At 67.4% G+C, this 13,896-nt stretch carries 11 protein-coding genes; 6 read left to right on the top strand and 5 right to left on the bottom strand.

The window, feature by feature from the left end; translation table 11 throughout:
* Positions 1–7: 7 nt before the first annotated feature.
* The 5 genes from ABZV31_RS30200 to haaT all read right to left on the bottom strand — a co-directional run bounded on the left by ABZV31_RS30200 (position 8) and on the right by haaT (position 5,051).
* A complete protein-coding gene (locus ABZV31_RS30200) occupies positions 8–214 on the bottom strand; it encodes a DUF397 domain-containing protein (protein WP_355899994.1) in 207 nt (68 codons plus the stop codon).
* Between the two features lie 18 nt (positions 215–232).
* Positions 233–712, bottom strand: coding sequence for a cyclophane-containing RiPP N-acetyltransferase HaaN (gene haaN / locus ABZV31_RS30195; protein ID WP_355899992.1), 480 nt, complete (start codon positions 710–712; stop codon positions 233–235).
* A gap of 52 nt (positions 713–764) precedes the next feature.
* Entirely contained in the window at positions 765–1,928 is a 1,164-nt protein-coding gene (locus ABZV31_RS30190) for an FxsB family cyclophane-forming radical SAM/SPASM peptide maturase (protein WP_355899990.1), read from the bottom strand.
* Positions 1,929–1,941: 13 nt separating this feature from the next.
* On the bottom strand, positions 1,942–2,133 hold the full coding sequence (haaA, locus tag ABZV31_RS30185; RefSeq protein ID WP_355899988.1) for a HaaA family cyclophane-containing RiPP peptide: 192 nt from the start codon (positions 2,131–2,133) through the stop codon (positions 1,942–1,944).
* Positions 2,134–2,270: 137 nt separating this feature from the next.
* A complete protein-coding gene (gene haaT, locus ABZV31_RS30180; RefSeq protein WP_355899986.1) occupies positions 2,271–5,051 on the bottom strand; it encodes a cyclophane-containing RiPP biosynthesis TPR protein HaaT in 2,781 nt (926 codons plus the stop codon).
* A 496-nt stretch (positions 5,052–5,547) separates the two neighbouring features.
* Between haaT and ABZV31_RS30175 the strand changes: the two genes are divergently transcribed.
* The 6 genes from ABZV31_RS30175 (at position 5,548) to ABZV31_RS30150 (ending at position 13,154) form a co-directional block, all read left to right on the top strand.
* Entirely contained in the window at positions 5,548–6,090 is a 543-nt protein-coding gene (locus tag ABZV31_RS30175) for a hypothetical protein (protein WP_355899984.1), read from the top strand.
* 1,750 nt (positions 6,091–7,840) lie between these two features.
* On the top strand, positions 7,841–9,160 hold the full coding sequence (gene mycP / locus ABZV31_RS30170) for a type VII secretion-associated serine protease mycosin (protein ID WP_355899982.1): 1,320 nt from the start codon (positions 7,841–7,843) through the stop codon (positions 9,158–9,160).
* Between the two features lie 234 nt (positions 9,161–9,394).
* A complete protein-coding gene (locus ABZV31_RS30165) occupies positions 9,395–9,772 on the top strand; it encodes a hypothetical protein (protein ID WP_355899980.1) in 378 nt (125 codons plus the stop codon).
* Positions 9,773–9,777: 5 nt separating this feature from the next.
* Positions 9,778–11,661, top strand: a complete 1,884-nt coding sequence (locus ABZV31_RS30160) for an alpha/beta hydrolase (protein ID WP_355899978.1) — start codon at positions 9,778–9,780, stop codon at positions 11,659–11,661.
* The gene (locus tag ABZV31_RS30155) at positions 11,658–12,239 is read left to right on the top strand and encodes a hypothetical protein (protein WP_355899976.1); all 582 of its coding nucleotides are present in this window, start codon (positions 11,658–11,660) and stop codon (positions 12,237–12,239) included. Before ABZV31_RS30160 ends, ABZV31_RS30155 begins: the two co-directional genes overlap by 4 nt.
* Before the next feature lie 294 nt (positions 12,240–12,533).
* Positions 12,534–13,154, top strand: a complete 621-nt coding sequence (locus ABZV31_RS30150; protein ID WP_355899974.1) for a hypothetical protein — start codon at positions 12,534–12,536, stop codon at positions 13,152–13,154.
* The last annotated feature ends 742 nt before the right edge of the window (positions 13,155–13,896 follow it).

The following is a 13,896-nucleotide window of genomic DNA, read 5'->3' as shown; positions in this document are numbered from 1 at the left end:
GGTGCGGCTAGGAGCCGAGCTGTCTCGCACTGACGGCTGTGACGAAGCCCGTCCAGTCGGACATGCCAAAGAGCAGCACGGGCCCGTCGGGGTCCTTGGAGTCCCGGACGCCGATCCCGTCGGAGAAATCGGCGACTTCGACGCAGTACGAGTCCTCGTTCCCGCTGTACGAGCTCTTACGCCAGGCGCTCCGCGGCGTGTGCTGATACTTCATCGATGCCCTTCCAGAGACTCACGTCGTGCTGGTGCCGATCCGGTAGACGATCTTCTCGTTGTCCTCCTCGAACCCGAGCGATTGGTAGAAGGTGCGCGCGTCCGAGTTCACCCGGTCCGTCATCCATTCCAGGCGGGTGCAGCCGGGGCGTGCAGTGGCGATGCCGTGCAGTTCACTCATCAGCTGGGCCCCGATGCCCTGCCGGCGCAGGGTGTCACGGACGTACAGCTCCTTGAGGAAGAGGGAGTGGGTGGAACCGGCGCTCGGCCAGAGGAACGAGTACGCGGCGAGGCCCACGATGTCGCCTGTCCCGTCCTCGACCACAAGGGCGGAAGCCAGTGGCGGCGACCCGAAGAGCGCTTCTTCGACCTGCGCCTGACGCTCGTCGAACGGCTGGATGTCGGCATCCGTGGTGCCGTAGAAGCGCTCGATCTCCTCGATCAGCCTGGCCAGCTGTCGGACGTCGTTCTTCTCGGCCGGCCGGATCGTCAGGGTCATCGGCGTACAGCTCCTCTCATTCGGGGTGAGCCTCGGGCAGGCGGCGGTGCGGCTAGGGGGCGGCCGGCGCGGCAGCATCCAGCGCCCAGCCGTGCCGTAGTAGAGAACCCTGGACGTGCCGAATGAGATACGCCAGGTCCGCGCAGTAGACGGACGGGTTGCGGTACCCACGGTCCGTGCTGAAGCGGTGCGGCAGGTAACCGCCGCCGCACACCGCCACCAGGGGACAGCTCTGGCACTCCTCGGCGAGTGCGGCCGTCCCCTCCTGCCGACGGTACTGGAGCTTGGGGTGGTGGAGGGCCACGTCGAAGGAGTCGTTGAAGACGGTGAGCCCAAGCAGGGAGGCGCCCTCCTCGACGGAGCGGAGGGTGTCGACGCCCTCGATGCTGCCGTCGGACTCGATCACGACGCTGGTGGGCGGAGCCAGCCCGAGCGTCTCCACCGAGCTGCGCACGCCGGAGCTCAGCGCGACGATGTCCTCCAGCATCCGGACGCTGTGTCGGTAGTCCGGGCGGTCGAGCCAGGCGTCGTAGACGCTGCTCATCCAAACTCCGTACTCGGGCACGCCGGGGTCGTTGCGGTGAGGCGGGTCGTCGTGAGTCCCGTGTGGGAAGCCGAAGTCGATCACCGGGGGCTCGAAGGAGGCCAGGTAGTCGTGGACCTCGACCGGGTCGTTGGCCAGGTCCACGACGGCGAGCAGTCCGGCGAACAGGTGGGGCCGGGACCGCAGGAGTTCGATGCCGCGCACGGTGGAGGCCGAGGTGGATCGCTGGTGGTGGGTGAGTCGGTGCCGGTCGTTCGCGGCCGGCGGCCCGTCGAGGCTGACGCCCACGACCACGCCGTACTGCTCGAAGAGTTCCAGCCACGCCTCGGAGAGAAGCGTCGCGTTGGTCTGGAGCTCGAAGCGCACCTCGGTGCTCTCGGGAATCCCCTCCCGAACGGCAGCCAGGAGATCGGCCATGTGCCGGACACCGGCGAGCAGCGGTTCTCCGCCGTGCAGCACGACATGGACGGCCGGTAGGCCGTGCGCCATGACGTGCTCGCCGATTCTCCGGGCTGCGGCTCGGGCTACGTCCAGGCTCATCCGGGCGGGCAGGTGCCGCGCCAACTGGTCCTTGGAGTTGAAGACGAAGCAGTAGTCACAGTCGATGTTGCACCGGTTGGCGATCTTGAGGATGAACGTCCGGAAGGGAACGGCGACTTCGAGCCTCGTCATCGATGGCAGGTACTCAGAACGGCCAGGGCCAGATGAGCGAGGCGGCGTGGGCGCCGTCGCCGACGCGGTTCGCCGATGCCTCTTCGGCCACCCGGCGCTGCTGTACTCGGGCGGCGACGCGGTCCAGGACCACGTTGCCCTGGGCGGGCTGCCGACAGGTGGAGGCCATGGCATGCGACGTGGAATGGGATGTACGTGACGGCATTCAACGCTCCTCGTGAAGTACGTGGCCGAGACGGTACGGGCGCAGTGCGACAGCGATGGTTGAAGGCGCTAGATCAGCCCGCAACGTAGCAGTCCGGCCACTCACCGCAACACAGGGAAACCGGCCACGCACCTGGCTCATCCCGCCTGCGACACCAGGAGCCGCTCGATGTCGTCGGCCAGCGCGCTCACGCCCAACCGCCGGTAGATGGAAAGAGCCTCGTGCAGCGGCCGCTCGCCGCGTTCGGGGCCGTCAAGCCCCCAATCGCAGCGGCCCAGTCCCTCCAGTGCCCGTGCCTCCTCCAGCGGACAGCGGATGGCCTGGGCTGTCGCCAAAGCCTGTTCGAAGAGGCGGCGTGCCGCGTCCGGGTCGTCGGACGTACGCAGCAGTGTTCCCCAGTGGTTCAGGACCTCCGCTTCACCACAGCGATCGCCGAGTTCGCGGAGGATGTCGAGACTCTGTTCGAACGCGCCGGCAGCCCCGTCTCGGTCACCGATAGCCGCACGAGTGGCCCCCAGCTCGCCGAGCGAGGCGGCCTCGCCGCCGCGGATGCCGAGGTCGCGATATGCCTCCAGGGCTTCTTCAAGCTCGCGGATCGCCGTCGTCGCGTCCCCGGTCAGACGGTCCAGCACCCCGAGGTGGCGGACGCAGTTCGCGCGCCCGAACTGTTCGCCGAGTTCGGTGAAGTACTCCAGAGCCTGGGTGTGTGCTTCGCGAGCGCCGTCGAGGTCCCCGGTGAGCCGCAGTACGACGCCCAGCTCGTTGAGGGCGTACGCCTGGTGGACCCGGTCGTCAAGTTCTTCGTAGATGCCGAGTGCTTCACGGTGCCGTTGCGCGGCCTGCTCGTATTCGCCCGTGAGGCTGTGCACGACGCCCAGGTCCCGCAGGGAGTTGGCCTCCCCGTACCGGTCGCCGAGCTCACGGTAGAGCGACAGGGCTTCGGACTGGGCCTCGACGGCTGCGTCGAAGTCGCTGGTCTGGCGTCGCACCATGCCGAGGTCGGCGAGTGCGTTGGCCTGTCCGAGTCGGTGGTCGACCTCGCGGTAGAGGGCCAGGGCCTCGGTCTGGGCGCGGGCGGAGGCGTCGTTGTCCGCGGTCAGGTACCAAACGATGCCGAGCTGGTTCAGGGCGTCAGCCTCGCCGCGCCGGTCGCCGACCGCGTCGTACTGCGTGACGGCCTCGTTCAGGGCCTCGGTCGCCTCGGGGTAAGCGGCCATGAAGCGCCGTACGACGCCGAGTTCGGTCAGTGCGCCGGCCAGTGCTCGCTGGTCGCCGGTGTGCCGGGCGGCCTCGGCGGCGGTCCGGTGCAGCCCCACGGCCTGGTCCCAGGGGCCGGCCTGCCGCAGGAAGGGCGCCATGGCCGCCGCCAGACGGATCACCAGGTCGTATAGAGCGAGGGCGTTCGCCCGCCGGATGCAGGCCAGGATGTTGGGCCGCTCGTCCTCCAGCCAGCTCAGTGCAGCCGGACGCGACTCCAAGGGCGGGGTCTCCACCTCTCCCACATCGTCCGGCGGAGGTGGAGCCACCGCGCCGCTTCGGACGATGTGATCGTTGGCGACGGCGAGAGCGGCCAGATAATAGGTGCCCACACGCCGAACGGCCTGTACGTGGTCCATGCTGTCTCCTTCGTCAGCGAGACCGCGGGCGTAATCGCGCAGGAGGTCGTGAAGCCGGTAGCGGCTTCCCGGATGCTCGTCGATCAGGTGGGCGTCGTAGAGCGCGTCGAGCTGGTCGCGGGCGTCCGCCACCGTGACCGTGACGAGCGCAGCCCCGACGTACGCGTCGAGATCCGTACCGGGGTAGTGACCGAGGGCCCGGAAGAAACGCTGCAGCTCCGCTGCGAGGTCCTGATAGGACAGGTCGAACGTCGCGGCGACCGCACGCTCCCCGGCCCGCAGTTCGCCCAGCCGGTCCCGGGCAACGACGAGCCTCGCGTGCAGATCCGTGGCACTCCACGAGGGGTGATGCCGCAGTCGCGCGGCGAGCAGCGACACCCCGAGCGGCAGGTACCCGCACAGCCGCACCAGCTCCCCGAGCACGTCCCGGTCGAGTGCGTCGGCCGGCCGTCCGCTGAGCCGTACGAACAGATCCACCGCGTGATCCGGTGGCAGCGCCTCCACAGGCAGCACCACCTCCTCCTGTGCGGCCAGCCGCTTGCGAGACGTCACCAGCACCAGGCATTCGCTCCCGCCGGGGAGCAGCGGCTCCAGCTGCCGGTAGCTGCCCGCGTTGTCGAGAATGAGCAGCGCCTTCTTCCCCGCGAGCCGACTGCGCCACATGGCCGCCCGGGCCTCTGTGACTGCTCCGACGTCGTCACCGACGGGGATCTGCTGCGTCGGCACGCCGGCGGCGGCGAGCAGCGAAGCCAGAGCCTCGGTGGCCTGCACTGGGCTGCGTCCGGTGGTGTGCCCGTTGAGGTTGACGAAGAGCTGTCCGTCCGGGAACCGCTCCGAGAGGACGTGCCCCGCGTGCACGGCGAAGGCGGTCTTCCCGACGCCCGGCATCCCGTCGATCACATGGACGGGGAGACCTTCGCCGGTCTCCTGCGCAGCATGGACCGACTGGACCAGCGACTCCAGCTCGGCGGACCGGTTGGTGAACGCCGAAGTGTCGCGAGGTAGCGACCGCAGCACCAACGCGGCGCCGGGCGGGCCCGATCCGTCGTCCGGCCGGAGCACAGGCTCGGGGTCCTGCCTCGAAGGCCGACGATCGTCCAGCACAGTAAGGACCGCCGTCAGCGCGGCCGCGATCAACCCGAGCATGACGAACGACAGCCAGGGATGCTTTTGCAGCCATCCCAACCAGGACGGCCAATGAGACTGCGCCGACACCGCGTTCGTCACCAGACCCACGAGCATCGTGGTGACCGCGCCGCCACCGGCGACGACGGCGAGTGCCGCGCCGCGCCGCATCCTCATGCCCGCAGCTCCGCTGTTCCGGTGTGCGAAGAGCGTCTCGGTGGCCAGGTGCCCCCATCCTGCGGGCCTCCTGGCCTGGGCACCTCTCGTGTCACAGTGCCGAGTAGGCAGTGAGCTGGCTGGCACAGCGCATTTAGGTGCACCCAGAACACGTACACGCCCCCCGATGTCGACGTCGCACCGGAGTTAAGCGGACCAGCCGTAACGGACCCGGTCAAGGTCACCTCTGCGCCACCCACTGTCGGGTATCGGCCATTCAGAACGGCCGGACGCCCGCATCTGAGTACAAGTGCTCATGCGCCTGATTACCCCCAGGTGTTGGGTGGTGGCATGCCTGACGAGTCGTCGGCCTCCTGGCTGCGGGCGGAGCGGCCCTACATGGGCTGTTCTCGGTCGCTCGCCGCTACGGGGCGACTGTGGCCTGTCACTGCTGGTAGCTAAAGTTGCTGGTGCGGGCTTTGAGCGGTCGGTGTTTTGACGATACGGGGAGGGTGTTGTGCTTCCAAGCGATGGCGGGTCGACGTCGGGCACGTCGTCGTGGGCGTCCGGCCTGTTCGACGTTGCACGGGAAGCCGTCGCCGATGTGGCCACGGAACTGTCGTCCTTCACCACCTTCCAGAAGCGCGTCGACGCCCTGATCCACGACCTGAAGGGCTCGCAGGCAGGTCCGGGCAAGATCGGGCAGGAGCAGCTCGTACGCCACCAGTTCGGGGGCGGGGCCGGTGCGTGGGCGGAGGCGGCCGGGCTGTTCAGCACGTACGAGACGGTGATCAGCGAGCTGGAGACGCTGTCGAAGCTGCTGTCGGACTCTATGGAGGGCATGAACATCGCTGTCATGGCCTCGCACAAGGGCTACCAGAACGTCGACCTGGACGTTCGCGACCGTATGGCGGCAATCAGCGCGGAGACGACGAAGTACTACGGCGGCGGTTACGACCCGGAGGGGCCGAGCAAGGGCCACGGCGGCGGGAACGGGACGCAGACCGGGCAGCCGTCGACGTCGACGCCGGCGGGTGGCGACGCGGGCGGTTCGATCTGATGGAGCGGACAGGAACGGGGGAGTTCTCATGCCTCGCAAGGGATCCGGCGGCGGTACGTCCTTCGAGGACATGAGCCACGAGCAGATGCTGGAGTGGCTCGACCAGGCCGACCCCGGCATGGTGCAGGCCGCCGCGGACCGACTCACCGCGGCCGCCCAGGAGATCCGCAAGATCGCCGAGGAGCTCAAGGTCCGCCCGCAGTGGGTGGAATGGAAGGGCGAGGGCGCGCACGCGTTTCGCACCTGGTCGGCCGACCTGGCCAACTCAACTCTGCGGCTTGGTGACTTCAGCGAAGGCGCTGGGAAGTGGCTGCGCGAGGCTTCCGGGGCGATCGCGCAGGCGCAGGCATCCATTCCGCGCGACACCAAGGGCGCACAGGCGAATCTGGACGCTGCGAAGGCGGCGCACAACGACCCGGACGCGGCCGCGGTCAGCGCCAAGTCAGAGAGCGAGCTGGCCGCGCTGGCGGCGCACAAGGAGAAGGTCCGCCTGGAGGCAGCGGCGCAGATGCGGAAGCTGGGGCAGACCTACGAGTGGTCGGCCACGCAGATGAACAGGCTGGGGCGGCCGAAGTTTCCGCCGCCGCCGAAAGCGATCGTGCCGCCGTCGGGATCCCTTACCGTGGGCCGGGACAGCAGTGTCGTCGGCCCGACGAGAAGCGACGTCGGCCATGCTCCTGCGGTGACTGGCATGCCCTCGCACGCAGCCGACCAGGGACCGGCAACGCACTCAAGCTCTGGTTCCGTATCGCAGCCGGCGACCTCGCCCGATCACGTGGGCCTGTCACAGCATCCTCCGGCGGGGAAGGCCGAACCACCTTCCCGGATGGCCATCGACTCCGTGGGCACGTTGCCCCATGCCCCGCACACGGCGGCGAGCACGCCTACGAGCACGCCGAGTGGTCTCCCTGGCGCCGGTCGGGCCGACGGCCCCGGTCCAGCACAGCCTGCGATCATCCCTCCCGCGTTCGGGAGCAGCATCAGAACACCTGCGTGGCAGGCGGGGCCGGTCAGGCCGGTAACTGGCTCGGTGACGCCGGGCAGAGACGTCACTGGTCCTCTGGAACGAGGAGGAATGCCAGCGCAACGAGCAGGAATGCCGGCCGGTCCGGCAGAACCGGGGCGGGGGGCGGTTCCCGGACGGCCCCCCTTGGCGCCAGGCGAGGAAGTCCCGACGCCGAATCCCGGACGCATGCCGAGCGGCGGCGGCAACGGCATTGTCGGGGGACGCCCGACCACGCCTTCTACGGGCCTGCCGACAGGGGCCATCCCCCGCGGAACGGTGGTGGGTACGGAGGGCCCGACCGCCCGCGGCCCAGTGGGGCGTCCTACGACAGGCACCGGTGGTCCTGCGCCCCAGCCAGTTGGTCGCGATGCTGGGGTCCCTGGTGGTCGCACCGCCTCGCCCTACGGAAGAGTCGTCGGCGGCAGCCCGCAGGAGTCGCCTCGGGGGTCCCTGAGCTCGGGAGCTCCTGTGCGAGGGGGCATCTCTGGCGGTGCGCCCACCCCCAAGCGGTCAGGCGGCAACCGCGCCAATGCGACTCCGCGGGAGCCGTCATCAGCATCTTCAGACCAACCGCGTAGCACCGCAGCCACGCCTGGCGGCCGCCGATCCAAGGAGCAGCGGAATCGGAAGGACGGCCGCCGTTCCGCTCGTCCGACCACCGAGTGACTGCCCGCGAACAGCGAAGGAAAGCCCATGCTCTTCAAGAGGACCCGACTGGGGCGCCGTAAGGCCGCAGCATCAGCCGTGCTGGGCCTGCTGCTGGTAGGCGCAGCGGGCCAGCCGGCGTATGCGGAGGGGATGCGTGCACAGCAGTGGTTCCTCGACGCCATGAAGGCAGAGCAGATGTGGCGCACGAGCACTGGCAAGGGCATCACGGTCGCCGTGATCGACACAGGAGTGGACGCGGGCAACGCTGACCTGAAGGGGCGCGTCCTACGTGGGAAGGACTTCGCCGAGGGTCAGGCAGGAGACGAGCACACCGACTACGACGGTCACGGAACGGGCATGGCTGGTCTCATCGCCGGGACCGGAGCCGCTGACGGCGGAAACGGCGCCTTCGGGCTCGCTCCGGGGGTCAGGATCCTCCCGGTACGTATGCCGAAGTCCACAACGGCGGCCAACGAGGCGGCGTTCATCGAGCAGTTCAACCAGGTGCTCCCGAAGGCGATTCGCTACGCGGCGGACGCGGGCGCACAGATCATCAACGTCTCGATGGGGGCGGAGGAGGGTTCGCCCGACGTGACCGCTGCTGTCAAGTACGCCTTGGGGAAGGGAGCGTTGATCTTCGCGGGCGTCGGCAACAGCGGCGACAAGGGAAATCCGGTCGAGTACCCCGCAGCGACACCCGGTGTCGTCGGCGTGGCAGCGGTGGGCAAGGACCTCCGGCGTACTTCGTGGTCCGAGTACGGCCCTCAGGTGGACATGTCCGCGCCCGGCGATGACATGGTCGCCGCATGCACCAGCACGACAGGCTTCTGCAAGACCGACGGCACCAGCGACGCCACCGCTATCGCCTCCGCCAGCGCCGCCCTCATCTGGTCCAAGCACCCTGACTGGACCAACAACCAGGTCCTCCGCGTCATGCTCAACACCATCGGCGCCCCCACGGACGGCGCCAAACGCAACGACGCCATCGGCTACGGCATCGTGCGGCCGCGCATCGCATTGCAGAACCCCGGTGACCCGGGCCCCGCCGGCGTGTATCCGCTTCCGGACTTGAAGACGGCGGTGTCGAAGCCGGCATCCCCGGATGCCTCCCAGACCGCAAGCGCCGGTGAGTCGGCAAGAAATGACAACTCAGCCGCGGCATCATCCTCATCCGGTGCCGACACCACTTTCTGGATCGCGCTGGGCGTCGGAGCTGTCGTGCTCTTCGGAGCCGCGATCACGGTTGCCACCATCGTCCGCAGGCGTCGGACGACGACCGCAGTACCACTCCCAGCGCCCTTCCCGGAACCCAGCCGATCGCCCTACGCAGCCCCAGGGGTCACGCCTCCGCCATACGCGCCCCCCGTTCCTCCGAACAGCGTCCCCCCGTCCGATCGAGGACCGGGTTCCGTCTGAGTACGCGTACTCAGATTGGCTGGTGGCCGATACGGATGGGGCACGCGGTGCTGCGTCGTTACTGTGCGTCTCGACCACCGCAGCGCTGTGGTAGCGCGTTCACAGCATCTCGGCGACGTACGACGAGGCACGGGGAGGGACCGCGCATGGTGTGGGGAGGACAGGCACGTGGGGTTTGACTGGGAGAAGGCTGTAGGCGTTCCGCCCCGCGCCGACGAAGCGGGACGCGGTCGCATGCAACTGGCGAGCGTGAACGGCGGGGGAGGCGGTGGCACCGGGGGCGGGGACGCCGACCTGCGGATCAGCAAGACACCGTGGACGAGCGCGTCCGGCGTCGCGGACGAACTGCACACCGACACCAACAACGGCCTGACCGACCTCAAGGAGGCCAGCACCGGCGTAGCGGGCGGCACCGAGGGATTCGACTGTACGGCCGCGCTGAATGAGATCCGTGCCACCTGGGAGGCTCGGCTTACTGCTGTCCGGAACGAATGCGGCAGGCTGCACGGAACGCTGGCCAAGACCGGGAAGCACTTCGGTGAGGTCGACCAGCACGTCGGGGGCCGAGTGGGTGGTGTTCATGTGGGCAACACCCCGGATTGGGCGAGGTGAGCCTGGTGTCCACATGGCAGCAGCTTCGCGACCTGAAGCTGTCCGAGTACCGGAACGCAGCCGGCGGCTGGGGCAAGGTAAGTCACCGCGCGGACGCCGCCCGGCTTCGGGTCGACCGGGAGATGACGATTCCAGTCCGGTCCACCCAGAAGGGGGAGACGGCAACCAAGGCAGCCAGCGACTTGGACCGACTCAGTCGTAACTACCAGTACATCCACGGTGAGTGCGGTCTGATCCGGACGACGCTGGAATCCCTCGCCGCCGAACTGGAGGGACCTCAGCGAAAGCTGAAGCAGGCGTTGGAAGACGCCGAGGCGTTCAAGTTCACGGTGAACGAGGATGGTTCGGTGACGTATCCACCACCTATCTCGAAGGACGGCACCCCGGCGCCGGCCCTTTCCGGGGCGCACGCTCCAGGAAAGTCAGCAGACCCTATCGTGCCGTTAGCTCCGGGCGTGGGCGGTGGTACGGCTCGAGCGGGCGCGCCGATCCCTTACCTGCCGGGTAAGGGCGAAGGCGGCGGCAATCCCAACAAGGCCATGGCCGAGGACATCGCGGAACGCATCGCGAGCGCGGTGCGCGACGCAGGCGAGATCGACGCGCGCTACGCTTCCGTGCTCCGCAAGCTCAAGGCCCCGACCGGGCTAGACGTCACCGACGACATGCTGATCGACGCGGCCAAGGACTTGCAGGCCGTGCAAAGGACCGTCGGCGACTACCTCGACGAGAAGAAGATCCCGCACGGAAAGTCTCCCGCCGAGAACAGGAAGTGGTGGGACAGCCTCACCGACGAGCAGCGCGATGAGTACGCGACTCTCTATCCGGCCGAGATCGGCGCGCTCGACGGCCTGCCGTCCGAGGTGCGCGACACCTCCAACCGGATCGTGCTGGCGGAAACACGGGCACAGTTCGCCCAGGAGTACGAGCGACTGGGGCCCGAGCCGCCGCAGTACGTCCAGGTCGGCGACCCTCCCTCAGCCGTCGTCAACCCGATCTGGCAGCAGTGGCAGAAGGCCGGCGGCGCGGGGGTGCGGGACATGCTCAACGGCATGGACGATATCCAGGCCAGGCTTGACGCAAGCGGCGTGCCCGGCCCGAATGGCAAGCCCGGCCTGCCACAGGCGTACGTGCTCGGCTTCGACACCAAGGGCCTCGGACACGCGATCATCGCCAACGGCAACCCGGACACGGCGGACAACACGGCTGTGTACGTGCCCGGGACGGGGGCGCAGCTGGCGAAGGCCGGCGGCGACATCAAGCGGATGACGGATACGTGGCAGGAGGCGCATGCACAGGCCCCCGACAAGACCACGTCCACCATCACCTGGATCGGCTACGACGCCCCGCAGAACATCGTTACCGATTCCCCTTCGCCGAGCTATGCCTACGACTCCGCTCCCAAGCTCAACAACTTCCTGGACGGCCTGCAGACGGCCCGCAGCGGCTCTGAAGCATGCACGCCGTCAAGCCACACGACGGTCATCGCCCACAGCTACGGCACCACCGTCGTCGGTGCTGCCACCAAGGAACACCACATCGCTGCCAACGACATCGTGGTCGCCGGCAGTCCGGGCATGCTGGTGGGCGACGCGAGCGACCTGGGCGTGGGCAGCAACCATGTGTGGTCCGAGGCCGCCAGCGACGACCCGGTGCCCTACATCGGCCGACCGTTCCTGGGTGGACAGAAGTGGGGCGTGCAGTACTACGACGGGGTTCCCTACAGTGCCGGTTACATCCAGACCATCCCGTCCGACGAGGCATTCGGGGCGCATCGGATGCATGTGAACACCAGCGGGCACAGCGGCTACTGGGACGAGGGGTCAGTTTCACTGGAGAACCAGGGGGCAGTTGTCGTCGGCAAGTATGGTGACATTAAGGAAGACAAGTGAACTCGCTCAGGCATCTGCTCCCACGGCATCGGTTCGCCCTTTGCGCCGCGGCCGGTGTTGTGGCCATCGTCATGACGGGATGCTCAAAAGACGTGACAAACAAAGAAGTGAATGATGCGGGTAAGACCGCCGAGCCGACGACTCTGGCGGTCGACCAGGCGAGAACGAAGGCCAACCACCTCTCCAGTCAGATTCTCGACATGATCGGAATCAAGGAAGGGAAAGTGACGGAGGGGGGTGCTGGCGTCTCCCTCTGTGACGAGGACCCCGATCACCTTTACCGCATGCGCCACCCTTGGTCGATCTACGAAGTGGCCCCCGACAAACTGGAGGCCGGTTTCCAGCGCCTGCGGCAGAGCTTGCCCAAGAACGGCTGGAAAGTCGTCGCCTACGGCCGCGACACCAGCGCAAACAAGAACCTCGAACTCACCGCCGATTCAGAGAAGGAACCCTTCTCAGTCAATGCTTCCTTGCACATCACGGGCTCGTCGGGAACCCAGCAGCCCATGATCCAGGTCCGCGTCGTCTCTGGCTGCTTCCGCGCGCCGAAGGGAACGGACCTTAGTAAGGAGTACTGACATCGTGCCGTTATGGCTCATTCTCGTTGGAAGTTCCGGGACGGGTGTCGACAAGACGCAGGATCTTGGTGTGGGCAAAGACCACGTGTGCGACCGAAGCCTTCGATGCCAAACGGTTCAAAGTGGCGGACCGGACCATGCCGTTGTTCGACGGCCAGGGGCCGACTCGGCGCATTCCAATTATTTCAACCCCGCCCGGGACAAAGACCCCGTATCGGCTACCAATATTGCAGCCATCGCCGCGGGCCGCCCCGATCTTGTGACTTGCGATAAGCCTCGATGAAAACTCGCGCAGTGGCCCTTGTGGCGGCAACTCTTGTCATTTCCGGCTGCAGCTTCGCAGGCAGCAACGGAAGCAAGGGGAAGGAAGCGACCTCGGGGAAGGAGGCGAATGTGAACATGCAGGAGGCCGCCGACCGCGCAGAAGGCATCATCGACGCGACTCTCAAGGCAGTCACCCTCTCGGTCGAGGCCATGCGAGGCCCGTCGAGCGCTTCCAGGTGCACTGACTTCAAGAACGACGGCACAGGGACAGGATCGGTAACCCGTCGCCGCTACGTGATGACGATCATCTCCGCGGAGCGGCGTGGCAGCTTCCTGGGCGTCGTCGAGCGGTACTGGAAGAAGCAGGGCTACAAGATCACATCGGTACGGAGCAGCGCCGACATGCCGGCCGTCTTCGCGACCGCGCCTGACGGCTTCCAGGTCAGCCTGGAGTTCGGGTACAAGGGCCAGGCCGGATTCCACGTGACCTCCCCGTGCGTCGCCGAGTCGAAGGTCACCGAAGCGCCCAGGAAGCCCCTTGATCCGAACTCACCGGAATCCAAGGGACTCCCCTACGTTCACTCCGATTTCTGGTCGGCGCGTACCCCGATCTCCTCGGTCTCACCGACAGCGTCGGCCGGCGAAGGGTGATTCAGGGCAGCCGAATTCCGGCGCGGCATCCTGCCGTGGTCATCGCTGCCGAGCCCGGCTGCATGTGAGGGAGAAATCGCGTTGAGACGCTGGGCGGTGGCCTAGTTCGGCGAGCGGTCCATCCTCTACCTGGAGGCCACAGCAGGCGCAATCTAGCCGTGTGTGGTCGTCTCGGGGCAGGCCCCTGCTCACGGGAAAAAGAGATGGGTGCCGGCCGTCGGATGCCTGCGGCTCGGGATGCCCTGCCGCGTAGTCTCAGAGTGTCGCAGTTGTCGTTACCACCCAACCCAGTCCGCAGCCGTCCTTGCCATCCAAATCCAGTCACCGCAGGTGGGAACGCTCGGAGCGCTACGCGCGCCATACGACTGCGTTGCCAGCGAAGTTGTCCGCGAAGGTCGGCGCCTCGCGTCGGACTGGATTCGCTGTCAACGGACAGCAGTTCGCCGGGGGCAGACAGCGAAGATTCACGAATGACTGGTAAGCGCTGCAATGGCATGTCAACGTGGACGACCTTCCTTATGCACCAGGTCAAAGAGGTGATTGCCTGTGACTGCGGCATCCCGGGGTCCCGGATTCTCCACCACCGTCGAGGCGCTGCGGCTGCGTGAGTGGTTGCTCGGCCCGGGCCAGGCCACGCTCGTGATGGATCAGCCTCGATCCACCGCGTGACGGGTGCACTTTTTTGGGGGGAGACGAGAAGAGGTGCCTGCTGACCTGGGATGATGGGAGTTCTCACGCTTCC

The organism is Streptomyces sp. NPDC005202, from assembly GCF_040608235.1.
GTDB lineage: Bacteria > Actinomycetota > Actinomycetes > Streptomycetales > Streptomycetaceae > Streptomyces.
The sequence above is the reverse complement of the archived record's forward strand: the minus strand, read 5'-3'. Positions and strand labels throughout refer to the sequence as shown.

Excerpts from the sequence above, each read along its gene's own strand:
- ABZV31_RS30200 (WP_355899994.1), bottom strand. The coding sequence starts at position 214 with ATGAAGTATCAGCACACGCCGCGGAGCGCCTGGCGTAAGAGCTCGTAC.
- haaN (WP_355899992.1), bottom strand. The coding sequence starts at position 712 with ATGACCCTGACGATCCGGCCGGCCGAGAAGAACGACGTCCGACAGCTG.
- ABZV31_RS30190 (WP_355899990.1), bottom strand. The coding sequence starts at position 1,928 with ATGACGAGGCTCGAAGTCGCCGTTCCCTTCCGGACGTTCATCCTCAAG.
- haaA (WP_355899988.1), bottom strand. The coding sequence starts at position 2,133 with ATGCCGTCACGTACATCCCATTCCACGTCGCATGCCATGGCCTCCACC.
- haaT (WP_355899986.1), bottom strand. The coding sequence starts at position 5,051 with ATGAGGATGCGGCGCGGCGCGGCACTCGCCGTCGTCGCCGGTGGCGGC.
- ABZV31_RS30165 (WP_355899980.1), top strand. The coding sequence starts at position 9,395 with ATGCAACTGGCGAGCGTGAACGGCGGGGGAGGCGGTGGCACCGGGGGC.